Source organism: Cyanobium sp. BA5m-21 (genome assembly GCF_024346235.1).
In the GTDB taxonomy this organism is placed as follows: domain Bacteria; phylum Cyanobacteriota; class Cyanobacteriia; order PCC-6307; family Cyanobiaceae; genus Cyanobium_A; species Cyanobium_A usitatum.
The window spans coordinates 1-14,126 of sequence record NZ_JAGQCO010000053.1 but is presented as its reverse complement, the minus strand read 5'-3'; the positions used below and the strand labels follow the sequence as shown (position 1 = coordinate 14,126).

The following is a 14,126-nucleotide window of genomic DNA, read 5'->3' as shown; positions in this document are numbered from 1 at the left end:
CCTACGGCTCACGCGAGAAGCAACTGGAGAGAATTTTCCAGCCTACATTTTCTCGGACGGTTCAGCTTCTCAGCTTGAATCTCTATTGGGTGAGGAAAATACTTTTTTGTATAAAAGCAAGAATCCAGTCGTAGACCTATTGGCACTTTCAAGATCCTGGTTAATTCTAGGCTCTGGATCTTCGTCTTTTTCTGCTTTTGCCGCATATTTGGGATCAAGCCATGCAATCACAGCACCAGGCCACCCGTTCTCAAATCGGGGTCTAATGACATCGAAATGCCAGGTAATCGAGTCTTTGAATCCAAGAGAACCCGGTGCTACTTCCTGGATTAGAAGCTTGCCCTGCCCTGCCCTGCCTCTTAAGGTTTAGCTTGCTGTAAAAACATATGACGCTCTTATCTAAATGCCCTGTATGCAATCATCAAAGCCACCAGATTTTGGCTTGGGGAGGGTATGGCTATCATGTATTTGATAAGATTGCCGGAATTCAGGTTGATCGAGCAAGAGAACCCTATAGCCTCTTCGAGTGTTCAAATTGCTTCTACATCTTCAAGCCTCCATGTCTAAGCGATAACGAGCTTTTAGACCTTTATTCAAGGTCCACAGACAGGGCTTCGGGGGCTCCGAGCTCAAGCAGTGAGCCTTCGAACGATATGAGGCTGATGAGATTGGCTCGACTGTGCGAAGTGACGGCTTTAACACACTCAATTGGGCGACGAGTCTTAGAAGTGGGCTGTAGTAATGGGGCAATGCTTCAGCAATGGGGATCTGATTGGGTCAAGAGTGGAATTGAACCTTCAAGGGCTTCAGCAAAAGTAGCAAATCAGAGAGGTATTAATGTGGTTGGCGCTCATATTGGCGACCTAAAATGCGGGCAGTGGGATTGCATTGTGTCGGTAGACACTGTTGAGCATATTATTGACCCAATGAGCTTCTTTAGGTGTGCTAAAGATCTTTTGGCGCCTGGGGGCATCATAATAACCTTGACCGGAGATATGTCATTCGGTCTTGCAAGATGTGCGGGTTCCCGTTATTGGTATGCATCGTTTCCTGAGCACATCAGCTTTCTGGTTCCCGCTACTTTTTCCTATATTGCTGGAAAGCTGAATGGTCAAGTAATTTTTTCCAGGCTTTACAGATGGGGGAGTCCAGGGGCGTTGGATGGTGTCCAATTTCTGTTGCAGTCAATCAAATATATTATTATGTACTTGGTTCTTTCTGCCTCAAGATCTCTTGGATTTAAAGGGGTAATATCCAGAAGGGGGTTTCCCGTGATGACTGCTCATTGCGACCATTCTTTAACGGTGATGGGTCGCTTCCAATAGTATGTTGCTTATTGTTCAGAATCGCGAAACGCAGTTTGATGCGCCTCTATACTCACTAATCCACCGCCAGGGTTGTTTCCCGCTTACGGTTGTTTACACCACGCCCCATTGTCAGGGCGAAACAATTGATCCGGAACTTGGCTTTGCCCCGAGCTGGGATCATCTCGCAGTCAATCGTTACCCCCAGCGCACCCTCCGCAACACCAACCCTTTGGCCATCTGGCAACTGGCACGCGAGATTCACTGCCAGAAACCTGTTCTCGTGGTAATTTGTGGCTACTTTCCCCGCTGCCAGTTGCTCTTGGCGGTGTTCCTCCGCCTACTCGGCCAGCGCATCGGTCTCCGTTCCGACAACACTCTGACCCACACCACGTTTCACGGCCTGCGCGGCAAGTTGCGGCGCCTTGGAGTTGGGCCGATTCAGCGGCTCTTTCATACCTGGCATCCTGTGGGCGAACAGGCATTGGCCTATCTGCGCAGCCTCTCCGGCAGCAACCGCCCCAGTTATCGATTTGCCTACGCTGTGGACAATGATTGGTTCGCAGTGCACTCCAGCCAGTCTCGCCATAACCGGTCCCAGTTCCTGGCAGCGCAAGGTTGGCCCGAGGATGCCTTTGTGGTGCTGGGCATCATGAAATGGAGCCCACGCGAGGATCCCCTCACCTTGTTGGAAGCCTTCAAGCAGCTTCACCAGCGGGTGCCGCGTGCTCGGCTGGTTCTCGTGGGTGATGGCCCCCTCCGCGATGAGGTCCATGACGCCTGTGAACCTTTGGATCGTTGCATTCATCTACCTGGCTACGTGTCGTACTCGCAGTTGCCAGATTGGTATGGGCGCGCCGATGTGTTCGTCCATCCCGCTCCGGACGAACCGTGGGGCGTGTCCGTCACCGAGTCCCTCGCCTGCGGGGTGCCGGTGATCGCGGCAGAGGGGGTCGGAGCGGCTGCCGAAATGCTCGATCAATCCCGATGCGTCAGCGTCATTGCGAATGGCGATGCCGGCAGCTTGGCTGAAGAGCTCTCAAAGCTCGTCCATGATGAAGAGGAGCTTAAAACGCGTAGTTCAGCATGTAGGTGCGTTGCAGACCGCTGGCATTACAGACACACCATCCACGCGTTTCAGCAAGCGCTCCTTGCGCACCAATGATCATCACGTGCTGATCATCATCCCCAGATCGCAAACTGCTACTTGCGGCCTCGCGGATCATGCCAGCGTCATCAAAACAGAGTTGGAGCGAATCGGAGCGGCTGTCCAAATCGAGCACATGCAGACTCATCTATCGGTTGAGCGCAGCATCCCTATCCTGCTTGAATTCACTCCTCTAGCTTATAGCCGCCTTGGCCTCAGCTGGCCTCTGCTGCTTCAGGTTTTGCGTTGGAGGCTGAATGACTGCAGGGTCATCACCTATTTCCATGAGCTTCCATTTTCAAATGGGCGGCAATGGAAAAGAAAACTTGCGGCAATGCTCCAACGCTGCTATTGCGTTCTCCTGGCAGCCGCTAGTTCCAGTTCGGTGCAAAATCAGGAAACCGGATCCCGTTGGCTGAAAGTTCTGTGCGGAGCGCATCGCCTTTCCTTTCTGCCCACCTGCTCCAACATGGGCGAAAGCCAGGATGCACCTAAGCCAGAGAACAGGCCCTTACAAGTGGTTGTCTTCGGATCCCCTGGGAAGCGCCGGCATGCTCATGCTCTCGTAGCCTCCCAGGGTGGCTATCGGCGCCTGTTTGGAGCGAATGTGAGCGTGATTGACATTGGTGAGCTGATGCAATTGCCTGATAAGATTGCTACTGAAGTGAGCGCTCTTGGCCTGCTGCCTGTAGAAGAAATTCAGAATCATTTGCTCTCCAGTCGATTTGGCTTCTTCTATTCAGAGCCGGATCAATTCTCCAAATCAGGTGTATTTGCGGCCTACTGTGCTCATGGTGTTGTTCCAATTATTGCCCACGGCACACCTGATCAACCCATCCATCATCTTACTCCTGAAGATATCACAAGTTGCTCTCGTCGCTTCGCTAATCCAGATGCTGTATGGCAATCCTGCCGAACATGGCATCACCAATTCTCGGCTAGCGCCTGTGCAGGCCATATTTATAAACTAGCATATGAATCCTGATCCTATTTTTCTTCCCTCAAGCCTGCGCTTTTTGCGCAATTCCCCTCTTCCCCGAAAGCTTGGCTTGCTTGAAAAGCTTTACGGGAAGACGCTCGCCGCCCACGGCAAAGCAACGGTGGAATGCGCCAATGGCTACACCTGGACGTTGGATCTTGATGAGGTCACCCATCGCTGGCTTGTTTATGGAGATTGTGAAGGCCAGCAGCAGAAGAACTGGCTCAGTAATTGGCTGAGCCATAAGGGCGGTGGAGTTTTTATTGATAGTGGTGCAAATATCGGCCAATACGTAGTGAGCCTCTCTCACCTGCCTGGGGTCCAAACATTCGCCTTCGAGCCCGTCAGCAACGAAATGCAATGGCTCCAGAGCTGTCTGCATCGCTATCCCGAGTGGGCCGTTGAGATTGTTCCACTGGCACTTGGAGCTGATAAGCAGCAACTAAAAATCCGCCTTGCCGGCGGTAAGTCGACGCTCCGGCAAGACTGGTACATAAATCAACAGCTTGACGAGGAGCTCATTGATATGACCACCCTTGATAACTTTGCAAAAGAGAAGAAGATTGAACGCATTCGGCTTTGGAAGTTGGATATGGAGGGCTATGAGCCGCAGGCTCTCGCTGGCGCGCAGGCTCTATTAGCAGAGCAGCGCATCGACGCCCTATTGATTGAAGCCCAAACCAGCACAATTCCAGCAATCAAGCAAAATTTGGCAATTGGCAATTACAACCTTTTCCAAATTCAATCCTCTAGCAAGCTAGTGCCTGCTTCTGATTGGATCGAAGCAAATGCTTTTGAGGGTAATCTTATTGCCTTGCCAGGCAAGGCAGGGGATAGCTAACCGATGTGTGGCATCGCCGGTCAGATCCAGACTTTTGCTCTTAAATCCAACTCAAGCACCGATCAGTTGGCGGGCCAACTGGCCGCAGCCTTAAAGCACCGCGGGCCTGATGATGCCGGCCATTGGCATGAGGAAGCCGCCACCGGCCCTGCTGCCCTACTGCTCCACCAGCGCCTGGCAATTCAGGATCTCTCTGCCGCCGGCCATCAGCCGATGCACTCGGCCTGCGGCCGTTATGTGCTGGTGTTCAACGGCGAGATCTACAACCAGCACAACCTGCGCCGTGAGCTTGAAGCCCAGGGCCACAGCTTTCGCTCCAGCAGCGACACCGAAGTGCTGCTGGCCCTACTCGCCCGCCAGGGCCGTGCTGCCCTGCCACGCCTGCGCGGCATGTATGCCTTCTGCCTCTGGGATCGCCAGGAGCGCACAGCCCTCCTTGCCCGCGACCCCTACGGCATCAAGCCGCTTTACCTCTGGCAGGGCAGTCGTGGTGAGCTGCTTTTTGCTTCGGAGCTGCGGGCCCTGCTGGCCACTGGCCTGGTGGAGCGCCGCCTCAACAGCACTGCCCTTGCCGCCTTCCTTGCGGCCGGCAGCGTGCCGGAGCCGCAAACCCTGGTGGCTGGCGTGCAGAGCCTGCCGCCGGGCCACTGCGCCATCTGGGATCAGGGCACCCTCACCCTGGAGCGCTTCTGGGAGCCACCCTTCTCGCAGCCTGAATCGATAAATCCGGAAGAGGCCATCGAGCGCTGCCGCCAGGCCCTCGAGCGTTCGGTGCAAGAGCACCTGCTCAGCGATGTTCCCCTCGGCCTGTTTCTCTCCGGGGGGCTGGATTCGGCCGCCGTGCTCGCCCTGGCTCCTCGCGGCCTCACCACCCTCACGATCGGCTTTCCCCAGGCCAGCCACGACGAATCAGCCCGGGCTGCTTCGCTCGCCTCCCAGTTCGGCGCCAATCACATCCCCCTGCAGCTCGATGCCCACAAGGCGGCTGAGCTGCTGCCGGGCTTCCTGGCCGCCATCGATCAGCCCACGGTCGATGGCTTCAACACCTATTGCGTGTCTGCCCTGGCCCGCCAGCAGGGCCTCAAGGTGGTGCTCAGCGGCCTCGGCGGCGATGAGCTTTTTGGCGGCTACCCGAGCTTCAGCCGCATCCCTCGCCTGCTGGGCTGGCATCGTCGAATCGGGGTTCTGCGTCTTCCTCTGGCCCAGCTGCTAGCCCAGCGCCGTTCCCATCGCTCCCAGCGCCTGGCGGCCTTTCTGGCCGGCCCGGCCACGGCTGCTGCAGCGTTTCGTTGCCAGCGCGGCCTTTTCGCCCCCCGCGAAGTGCGGCAGCTGCTGCGGCACTGGCAGCTCGAGCCTGTCGATCCGGCTGTGGAAGCCAGCACCGCCGCCTTTCCTTCCTTGGCCGATGAGATCGCCTGGCTGGAGAGCACTCGCTACATGGGCCAGCAGCTCCTGCGCGACAGCGATGTGTTCTCCATGGCCCACGGCTTCGAGCTGCGCTTGCCGCTGGTGGATGCCCAGTTGCTCGCCGAGCTCGCCCCGATCCCGGCGGCCCAGCGCCTGGCCAGCGGCAAACAGCTGCTCCAGCAGGCCGTGCCCGAAATCCTCGAACGCCTGCTCCTGGAGGCCAAGCGCGGTTTCGCGCTTCCCTTTCAGAACTGGTTCGAGCAGCCTGATTCACCCATGCGCCCCGGGGCAACCCTGCCCATGCCGAGCACTCCGAACGGCATCGATCTCAGCCCCTGGGCCCGGCGCTGGAGCCTGCTCGTGCTGCGCCACTGGTTGCACACCCACCTGGATCTCGAGCTGCCGTGAAGGTTCTGCACGTGATCCCATCGATCAGCCCCCTGCGCGGAGGGCCCTCCGCCGCAGTGTTGGCCATGGTGGCGGCCCTGCGCCAGCAGGGAGTGGAGGCTTCGATCCTCACCACCAACGACCACGGCAACGGTATCGATCGATCCATGCCCCTTGGCTGCTGGTTTGAGCGCGCTGGCGTGCCCGTGCTCGCCTTTGGGCGCTGGAGCCCGCCCCTGCGGCCCCTGCGTGAATTCGCCATCAGCCCGGGGCTAAACCGCTGGCTCGCCGTGCACCTGCGGCACTACCAGCTCCTGCATGTGCATGCGCTCTTCTCCTGCCCCTCCACCACCGCGATGGCGCAGGCGCGCATGGCGCGCGTGCCCTACGTGCTGCGAACCATCGGCCAGCTCAACCAGTGGAGCCTCAGCCAGAGCGCCGGCCGGAAGCAGCTGCTGTGGCGATTGGTTGAACACCGCAACCTCGCCAACGCGGCAGCGCTGCACTTCACCAGCACCGCCGAGCGCGACCAGGCGGCGGCCCTCGCTCTTCCCCCATGCACCTGGGTGCTGCCCCTCGGCGTTCAGCTGCCAGATTTGTCCACCCTGAGCCCGTCGCCGCTTGAGTCAGGCGCAGCTCAGAGCGGCCCCACCTTTCTCTTTCTCTCCCGCATCCACCCCAAAAAACAACTGGAGCGCTTGATCGATGCCCTGGCCCTGCTGCAGAAGCGCCTGCCCCAGGCCCCCTGGCAGCTGCGTATTGCCGGCGCTGGCGAACCCGCCTATCTGCAGCGCCTCCGGCAGCAGGTTGCCCGCGCCGGCATCGGCCACCGTTGCCACTGGCTCGGCTTCCTGGAGGGGGAAGCCAAGTGGCAGGCCTTGCGCCAAGCCGATTGGTTTGTGCTCCCCTCGGCCTCGGAAAACTTCGGCATCGCCGCCATTGAGGCCCTTGCCGCCGGTACCCCGCCGATCCTCAGCCCGGACGTGGCCGTGGCTGTTTCCATTGCCAGCGCGGGGGCCGGGCTGATCACCTCCGCCGAGCCCCAGGCCCTCTCGGCCGTCCTCGAGGCCGCCCTCGCCGGGCCGCCGCCGGAGATGCGGGCCGCCGCCCGTAGCCTTGCGATCTCCACCTACAGCTGGCCGGCCATTGCCGCCCAGCTCCAACAGGCCTACGCCTCGGTGCTGCGGTGACCCTGCTCCTGCTTCTGCTCTTCGCTGTGCTGGCCCTAGCGCTGCTTAGTGGCGACTGGCGCCTCGGTCTGCTGCTCACCGTGGTGATCGGCTTTGCGCAAGACCCGATTCGCAAACTCACCCCTGGCCAGCCCGGCTTGTATGTGGGCCTGGCCCTGGTGGCCTTTGCCGCCAGTGCCTTTGTGCTCTGGCAGCGCCGCCAGGGGCGCTTTGAGTTGCCCCTGATGTTTCCGGCTACGCCGGCCCTGCAACGTTGGCTGCCGGTCTTTGTGATGCTGATCGCCCTGCAGGCATTGCATGCCTTGGCTCGCTGGGGTGGGCCCACCCGCACCCTAATTGGCGTTGGTTTCTATTTTTCCCCGCTGATCGGCCTCTGGGTGGGCTTCCAGCTGGGGCGTTTCCAACCCTTTTTGCGCCAGCTGCTGCAGCTGTATCTCTTTGGCGTGGCAGTGTTTGGTTTCACAGCCCTGCTCGACTATCTCGGCACGGAAACACCCTTGTTTGATGCCGTCGGCGGCGGACAGCTGATCCATTTCCGCTACGGCTTCTTCACCACCGGTGCCATTGGGCTCTGGCGCACCACCGACATCGCCGCCATCCATCTCAGCTTTGGTGCCTGTCTGGCCATGGTGTTTGCCCTCTCCGGCTCAGGCGGCCGCCAGCTCACTGGCTGGCTCTCGCTTTCAGCCGTCTTGGCGCTGATCAGCCTGCTCACCGGCCGCCGCAAGGCGATCGTGCAGGTGGTTGTGTTTGCTGGCCTGTTTTTCTGGTTGCTGGCCCGTTACGGCTCCACCCGCAGCCGCCAGCAGCTCTTTGGTGTGGCCATCTCGGCTGCGGGCCTGGCCTCCCTGGCGTTTCTGCTCGATCCCAGTGAGTTCCTTGGGGATGATTTTGGGGAATATGTCGACCGTGCCGCCACCGCTCCGGGTGATATCTGGGAGCGCTTCAACGCCCTTGGCCTCAGTGCCTTTCTCCGCGGCCTGGAGATCTCCAACGGCATCGGTGTTGGCGTTGGCACCCTTGCCCAAACCGGCAATGCCGGCGTGGCATCAGTCAGCGGCTCAGGCTTCGCGTATGTAAGTGAAAGTGGCCTCGGCAAGGTCACGGCAGAGCTGGGTGTGCCCGGCATCCTGTTGCTGTTGCTGCTGGGTTCGGGCTTGTTTGCTGCCATTCGCCATGCGCTGCGGCTGATGCGTTACCTGCCCCTCTCGACCAGCGTGTTTGAGATCGGCCTGCTGGCGTTTGCCCTCTCCAACCTGCCCTTCTTTTCGGCGGCGGCCGGGGTGTATGGCGATCCCTTCGTGTTGATCCTGTGCGGCATCTGCTTTGGCTCGGTGTTTGCCGTACCTAGCCTGCTGGCCGCCCCTGCGGATGGTTGATCAGGGCCCTGGGCCACGGGCCCTGATCAGCACCATCCAGCCCACCAGCGGCGGCGTTCCAGCCAAGTTGCGCTGGCTTGTGCAGGAGCTCCAGGCCCTGGGCATCGCCCCCACCATCGCCTGGTATGAGCCCTGGAGCGTCTCGCCCCGCCTCTCCATCCCCTTGCGCCGCCTGGGGTCTGCCCTGCTGCAAGGGCAGCGGCCTGGGCTGCAACGCCAGGAGCTGTGGCCAGGGGTGCCGGGCGTGGGGATCGGCAGCTGGCTGCCGGAGCTGGAATTCACCCACTACCAACCCCATCGCCACTGGCGCCAACTGATCCTTGCGGCAGACCTGCACATCGCCGTTACCGGCAATCCCCTCTGCGCCCATCGTTTTCTGGCATCCGGGGTGCCGTTTCTGGCCTGGATCGGCACCCCTTGGCATGGCGATCGGGTCGATCGGGTGCGCCAGTTTCCCGCCCACCGGCGCCTGCTTGATGCCGCCGTGAACAGCCCGGTGCTGCGCCGCCAGGAACGCCGCGTGCTCCAGTCCCAGCAGGGGCACTTGCTCACCATCAGCCGCCGCACCGCCCAGGAGCTCGAGCAGCTCTCCGGCCGCCCCGTGGCGGGGGTGCTCTATCTGCCCCCCGATCCCGAGCTCTTCCACCCCGACCCCGCGGCGCGGGTGCCCTGGCGCATCGGCTTTTCCGGCCGCTACAGCGATCCCCGCAAACAGCTACCCCTCTTGCTCGATGCCCTGGCCCTGCTGGTGCGCCAGGGCCACCCGGTGCAGCTGGAGCTCACCGGTGAACGCGCTGGCCACCCGTTGATCTCCCAGGCGCTGGCCGCCCGCGGCCTGCTGGCTCACGTGCGCTGCCACCCCTATCTGCAGCCCGCCGAGCTGGCCCGGGTGATCCAGCGCTGGGATCTGTTTGTGATCCCCTCCCACCAGGAGGGCCTCTGCATTGCCGCACTTGAGGCCATGGCCTGCGGTGTGCCGGTGGTGAGCACCCGCTGCGGCGGCCCGGAAGACTTTGTGATCCCCGGGCAAACCGGCACCCTGGTGCCCCACGCAGCGGCAGCCATGGCCGCGGCCATTTCCCAAATCTGCGGTGATGCCCCTCAACGCCAGCGGCTCAGCGCCGGCGCCCTGGCCTGGATCGCCGCCCATGCCGATGCCACCGAGGCCCGCCGCCGCTTCCGCCAGCACCTGCGCGCCGTGTATCCAGCCCTGCTGATCCCTGATTCCTGATCCCCGATGCCTGAGCCTGCGGCCGCGCCTCTCGATCTGGTCACCCCGTTGATCCTCACCTACAACGAGGAGGCCAACATCAGCCGCACCCTCGCCGGCCTGCGTTGGGCCCGCCGCATCGTGGTGGTCGACAGCTTCAGCACCGATGCCACCCTCGAGCTGCTGTCTCAGTACCCCCAGGTGGAGGTAGTGCAGCGGGCCTTTGATTCCTTCGCCGAGCAGTGCAACTTCGGCCTGCAGTTGATCCGCACCCCCTGGTGCCTCAGCCTCGATGCCGACCACCTAATCACCCCAGCCTTCCAAGCAGAGCTGGCAGAGGTGGTGGCCGCCGCACCAGCCGAGGTGACGGCCGTGCTCACCCCCTTCCGCTATTGCGTGCAAGGCAAACCGCTGCGGGGCACCCTGTTGCCGCCCCGCTTCAACCTGATCCGCCCCGATGGCGGCCACTACCTAAACGATGGCCATGCCCATCGTTTCCTGCCAAGTAGCCGCACCCTGGTGATGCACCAGCCCATCCTTCACGACGACCGCAAACCCCTCAGCCGCTGGCTGTCCAGCCAGCAGCGGTACCTGCAGCAGGAAACCCACAAGCTGCTCACCACCCCCCACCACCAGCTCTCCCGCGGCGACCGCCTGCGCAAGCGCCACGTGATCGCCCCCTTTGCAGTGCTGGGCCTCTGCCTGATCTGGCACCGCGGCCTGCTCGACGGCTGGCGCGGCTGGTTCTACGCCTTCCAGCGCCTGTATGTGGAAACCTTACTCAGCCTGATGCTCTGGGAGGCCCGCCGTGGTGGCTGACCCCCTTCTGCCCGACTACGGCTGGAGCGAGCAGACGCCCCACACCGAGGCCTACTTGCTGGCACCGCTTCAACAGCTGCTGCGCGAATTTGTGCCCCCGTCCGCTCGGCAAGCGTCTCCGGCTCAATTGCCAGCAGTGCTTGATCTGGGCTGCGGCAATGGTGCGCTTGCAGAGGAGCTTCTTAGCTGGGGCTATGACGCCATCGGCATTGACCCCAGCGCCAGCGGCATCGCCCAAGCCCGCCGGCGCTTGCCATCCATCACTTTCCATCAAGCCACTGCCGATACGGCTGCGATGGCGCAGCTGCAGCTGCCCGCCTTTGATGCAATTGTGAGCACCGAGGTCGTGGAACATGTGTACAGCCCGCGCCAATGGGCGGCAGCGGCCTATGCAGCCCTCAAGCCCGGCGGCGTGGTGATCTGCTCCACGCCTTATCACGGCTACCTAAAGAACTGCGCCCTGGCCCTCAGCGGCAAGCTCGACGCCCACTTCACCGCCCTCTGGGACGGCGGTCACATCAAGTTCTGGAGCCGCCGCACTCTCACAGCCCTGCTGCAAGAGGCCGGCTTCCAGACGGTGGCCTTCCGTGGTGCTGGTCGCTGGCCCTGGCTTTGGAAGTCGATGCTGATCGCTGCGCGTAAGCCCCTGGGTGATCCACCAGGGCCTCACTTCTCCTAACCCCTCACCCTATGAGCACCCTGGCACCCCGCTTCTGAGTGTCTAAGGCCACCTTTATCAAAGTGGCGGAACAAATCCGGCCTGCGCTTTTCGTGCCCCTGGCTCCTCTTGGTGTGTCAGCACTTGCCTGACGCGATAACCTCGCTCCCATAACCCACAACAACCACGATCGCTGGAAAGAGCTTCGGCCCAGTCACGATTGGCATTAGCAGAAATGCTTGAATCGCCCCCCGCGGCTTTTGTGCAGTCAGCGGCGATTGTCGATGGCAACTAAGCAGAGCTTGTGGTGCAACGTTACGTTGCCGCTGCCTTTCGCCCAGCAAGAAAGGGCAACCCATCCCAAGCAGAAAAGCTCCGAAGAGCTTAAGGTCTAATACGCTTTTCAACGCATAAATAAATATCGAGAAGTGGGGCGCACTTGAATGTGAATCGAATCGACCCCAGGCTGCAGTCTAAAACTAAAGAGTGGTAATTTAAAAAGCTTTAATTTTAAATGGATCATTAGGCGGGGGGAGGCCATGAGAGGCATACAAGAAGCCCTCGTGTTGGTACAGTCAAGGTGACGCCAGAAATCAAAAAAATAATAGAAACAAAAGAATCGCTAGGCTTGCGAGGCTCTTGTTATGTTTGCCCACAAAATTAATAACACTTCGTGGTAAGCAGTCTAGTCAGATAAAGCCCCCTGCGATTAGGTTATTCAGAGCTTACTTATGCGTTTAGGCTGAGATTTAGCAGGGCATCCATCGGGCTTATACAATTTCAAGCAGACCATGCCGATTGAGCACATGCAAAATAGCTCGGTTAAAGGTTTTCTATGGGCATATGCTACGCACTCCTTCCGACTGCCCACCAGCGGTAGGCCCACTGAATCCAGCTATCAAATACTTTGTCACTTCAGATCATGATCAATATATTTATTGAACTTGGATAAAAGTCTATAAAGTCCTCAAATCTCAAAAGAATTTTATCCATCCTTTGTTAGCCAATAAGCTCGATGTCGAACAGCAAAACTGCAATCTATCGGCCAGAAATAGATGGCCTGCGCGCAGTCGCCGTCCTCGCGGTACTCATTAATCATCTTAATCACAAAATACTTCCAGGGGGATATCTAGGAGTTGATGTTTTCTTCGTAATTTCAGGCTATGTTGTCACAGCCTCACTGATAAATCGGCTCAACGAAGATTTGCGGATATTTTTGGTAGGTTTTTATCAGCGTCGCTTTCGCAGGCTGCAACCAGCTCTCTTGCTAACTTTTGTAATAACTATTATAGTATTTAATGTTTTTGTTAGCCCTTCAGAAAGTATCTTCCAGGCATCGAATAGAACTGGAATAGCCTCTCTCTTTGGCGTCTCAAATATCTATTTGCTCCGCCAAGCAACAGACTACTTTGCTGTTAATTCTCAGTTTAATCCATTTCTGCATACATGGTCGCTTGGGGTTGAAGAGCAATTCTATCTTGTCTGGCCAATAATCATAGCTGGATGCTCAAGACTTTCGCTTAGCAGCATATGTTTTAAGCCGTCATTACGCTGGTCAATCTTGGTCTTGGGCACTGTTTCGCTTATTGTTTATTTAGCTTTTTCCCTCAAAGGTGATATTGATTCAGCATTCTTTTTGCCTACTGCTCGGCTATGGGAACTAGCGGCAGGATCATATTTGGCTGCCGGGAAAGACATAAGTAAATCAAGCCTTGATTATTCATTAAAACTTCCCTCGAAAGCTTTGCCATTTATGCTGCCTCTGTTGATTTTCACGTTCTTTGCTCCAGATACGATTAAGATTGTCCCCACATTGCTTTGTGTTGCATTTACTTTATTGCTGATTGGCAATGTCCAAAATTCAAGCTCTACTTTCAAGCTTCTTGCAAATCCAGTAGCACAAGCTATTGGAAATAAATCCTACTCTCTCTACTTATGGCATTGGCCAGTTATCGTGACTGCTCGATGGACGATCGGGGTTGGCGTATGGTCATTGGTTCCTATTTTGATTTTGATTACCATTTTTACCCTTTTATCTTATCGAGTAGAGTCATATTTCAGAGCCGCTAACCCTTCTAGGCTTCTTATTTACAATCCTCTAGTTGCCTATCCTTCTTTATCAGTTTTTGCGGCTGCCGGAGCTTTTATTCTACAGGGGGCCTTGCAAGGAAGAATATTTGCTGGTCGACCAGATATTAATTTTACACCTGTAACTGATAGGCAAATAAGTGGAACGCGAATCAACACAGTTAACTGCTTTCGTGAGCCCACCTCTCCGATTAGCAATAGTTCGCGATTTAGTGATTGCTTGTATAAGCCTTTTGCGAGGAGACCAACTATATTCTTTTTAGGCGATAGCCATGCAGACGCAATTACGGCAATAGGGAGTCAGTTGGTTGCTCAGGGAAAGTATAATGTTTCTTTTGTCTCGAGAGGTGGCTGCCCTTCTCCCTACTTCAAGCCATGGGCGAATGATCGCCATAAGCTTGAAAGGTATAAGCTTTGTGATGAACATTACAGATTTGTGATTTCAAAGGTTTTTTCTTTGGTCAGTTCAGGCGACTACGTTGTGATTGTCTCAAATTTTCCTGGTTACCTAAAAGGTTTAACACAAGAAGATTACCCCAAAGCTTTTGCTTCACTTGATATGCAGCTAAATAGGCTTGCAAGGTCTCTGAAAAACAAACATGCAAGCCTAATAGTTTTTAAATCGTTGCCATTCTTCTCTAGTCGCCCTGACCATACTCAGCCAATAACGATTTGCAAAGAAGAATGGTTTCGGCCTCAAAAAGCCATCCCAGACAC

General features: G+C 57.7%; 11 protein-coding genes. All 11 read left to right on the top strand.

Annotated elements, in window-relative coordinates:
* Nucleotides 1-386: 386 nt before the first annotated feature.
* Nucleotides 387-1,325 (top strand): class I SAM-dependent methyltransferase, encoded by a 939-nt coding sequence (locus tag KBY72_RS12385; protein WP_315859555.1) that lies wholly within the window; start codon nt 387-389, stop codon nt 1,323-1,325.
* A gap of 1 nt (nt 1,326) precedes the next feature.
* Nucleotides 1,327-2,469, top strand: a complete 1,143-nt coding sequence (locus KBY72_RS12380) for a glycosyltransferase family 4 protein (protein ID WP_254960219.1) — start codon at nt 1,327-1,329, stop codon at nt 2,467-2,469.
* A complete protein-coding gene (locus tag KBY72_RS12375) occupies nt 2,456-3,436 on the top strand; it encodes a hypothetical protein (RefSeq protein WP_254960222.1) in 981 nt (326 codons plus the stop codon). The genes KBY72_RS12380 and KBY72_RS12375 overlap by 14 nt, the downstream gene beginning before the upstream one ends.
* On the top strand, nt 3,426-4,271 hold the full coding sequence (locus tag KBY72_RS12370; protein ID WP_254960224.1) for an FkbM family methyltransferase: 846 nt from the start codon (nt 3,426-3,428) through the stop codon (nt 4,269-4,271). The genes KBY72_RS12375 and KBY72_RS12370 overlap by 11 nt, the downstream gene beginning before the upstream one ends.
* A gap of 3 nt (nt 4,272-4,274) precedes the next feature.
* Nucleotides 4,275-6,086, top strand: coding sequence for an asparagine synthase (glutamine-hydrolyzing) (asnB, locus tag KBY72_RS12365; RefSeq protein WP_254960226.1), 1,812 nt, complete (start codon nt 4,275-4,277; stop codon nt 6,084-6,086).
* Nucleotides 6,083-7,255, top strand: coding sequence for a glycosyltransferase (locus tag KBY72_RS12360; RefSeq protein WP_254960227.1), 1,173 nt, complete (start codon nt 6,083-6,085; stop codon nt 7,253-7,255). The genes asnB and KBY72_RS12360 overlap by 4 nt, the downstream gene beginning before the upstream one ends.
* On the top strand, nt 7,252-8,634 hold the full coding sequence (locus tag KBY72_RS12355) for a hypothetical protein (RefSeq protein ID WP_254960229.1): 1,383 nt from the start codon (nt 7,252-7,254) through the stop codon (nt 8,632-8,634). The genes KBY72_RS12360 and KBY72_RS12355 overlap by 4 nt, the downstream gene beginning before the upstream one ends.
* On the top strand, nt 8,627-9,865 hold the full coding sequence (locus KBY72_RS12350) for a glycosyltransferase (protein ID WP_254960230.1): 1,239 nt from the start codon (nt 8,627-8,629) through the stop codon (nt 9,863-9,865). Before KBY72_RS12355 ends, KBY72_RS12350 begins: the two co-directional genes overlap by 8 nt.
* A 6-nt stretch (nt 9,866-9,871) precedes the next feature.
* A complete protein-coding gene (locus tag KBY72_RS12345) occupies nt 9,872-10,663 on the top strand; it encodes a glycosyltransferase family 2 protein (RefSeq protein ID WP_254960231.1) in 792 nt (263 codons plus the stop codon).
* Nucleotides 10,656-11,342, top strand: coding sequence for a class I SAM-dependent methyltransferase (locus KBY72_RS12340; protein WP_254960233.1), 687 nt, complete (start codon nt 10,656-10,658; stop codon nt 11,340-11,342). Before KBY72_RS12345 ends, KBY72_RS12340 begins: the two co-directional genes overlap by 8 nt.
* Nucleotides 11,343-12,336: 994 nt before the next feature.
* Nucleotides 12,337-14,126: acyltransferase family protein (locus KBY72_RS12335; protein ID WP_254993717.1), on the top strand; the 1,790-nt coding region annotated here is incomplete at its 3' end.

Coding starts and splice junctions, on each gene's coding strand:
- KBY72_RS12385 (WP_315859555.1), top strand. CDS start 387: ATGACGCTCTTATCTAAATGCCCTGTATGCAATCATCAAAGCCACCAG.
- KBY72_RS12380 (WP_254960219.1), top strand. CDS start 1,327: ATGTTGCTTATTGTTCAGAATCGCGAAACGCAGTTTGATGCGCCTCTA.
- KBY72_RS12370 (WP_254960224.1), top strand. CDS start 3,426: ATGAATCCTGATCCTATTTTTCTTCCCTCAAGCCTGCGCTTTTTGCGC.
- asnB (WP_254960226.1), top strand. CDS start 4,275: ATGTGTGGCATCGCCGGTCAGATCCAGACTTTTGCTCTTAAATCCAAC.
- KBY72_RS12350 (WP_254960230.1), top strand. CDS start 8,627: ATGGTTGATCAGGGCCCTGGGCCACGGGCCCTGATCAGCACCATCCAG.
- KBY72_RS12345 (WP_254960231.1), top strand. CDS start 9,872: ATGCCTGAGCCTGCGGCCGCGCCTCTCGATCTGGTCACCCCGTTGATC.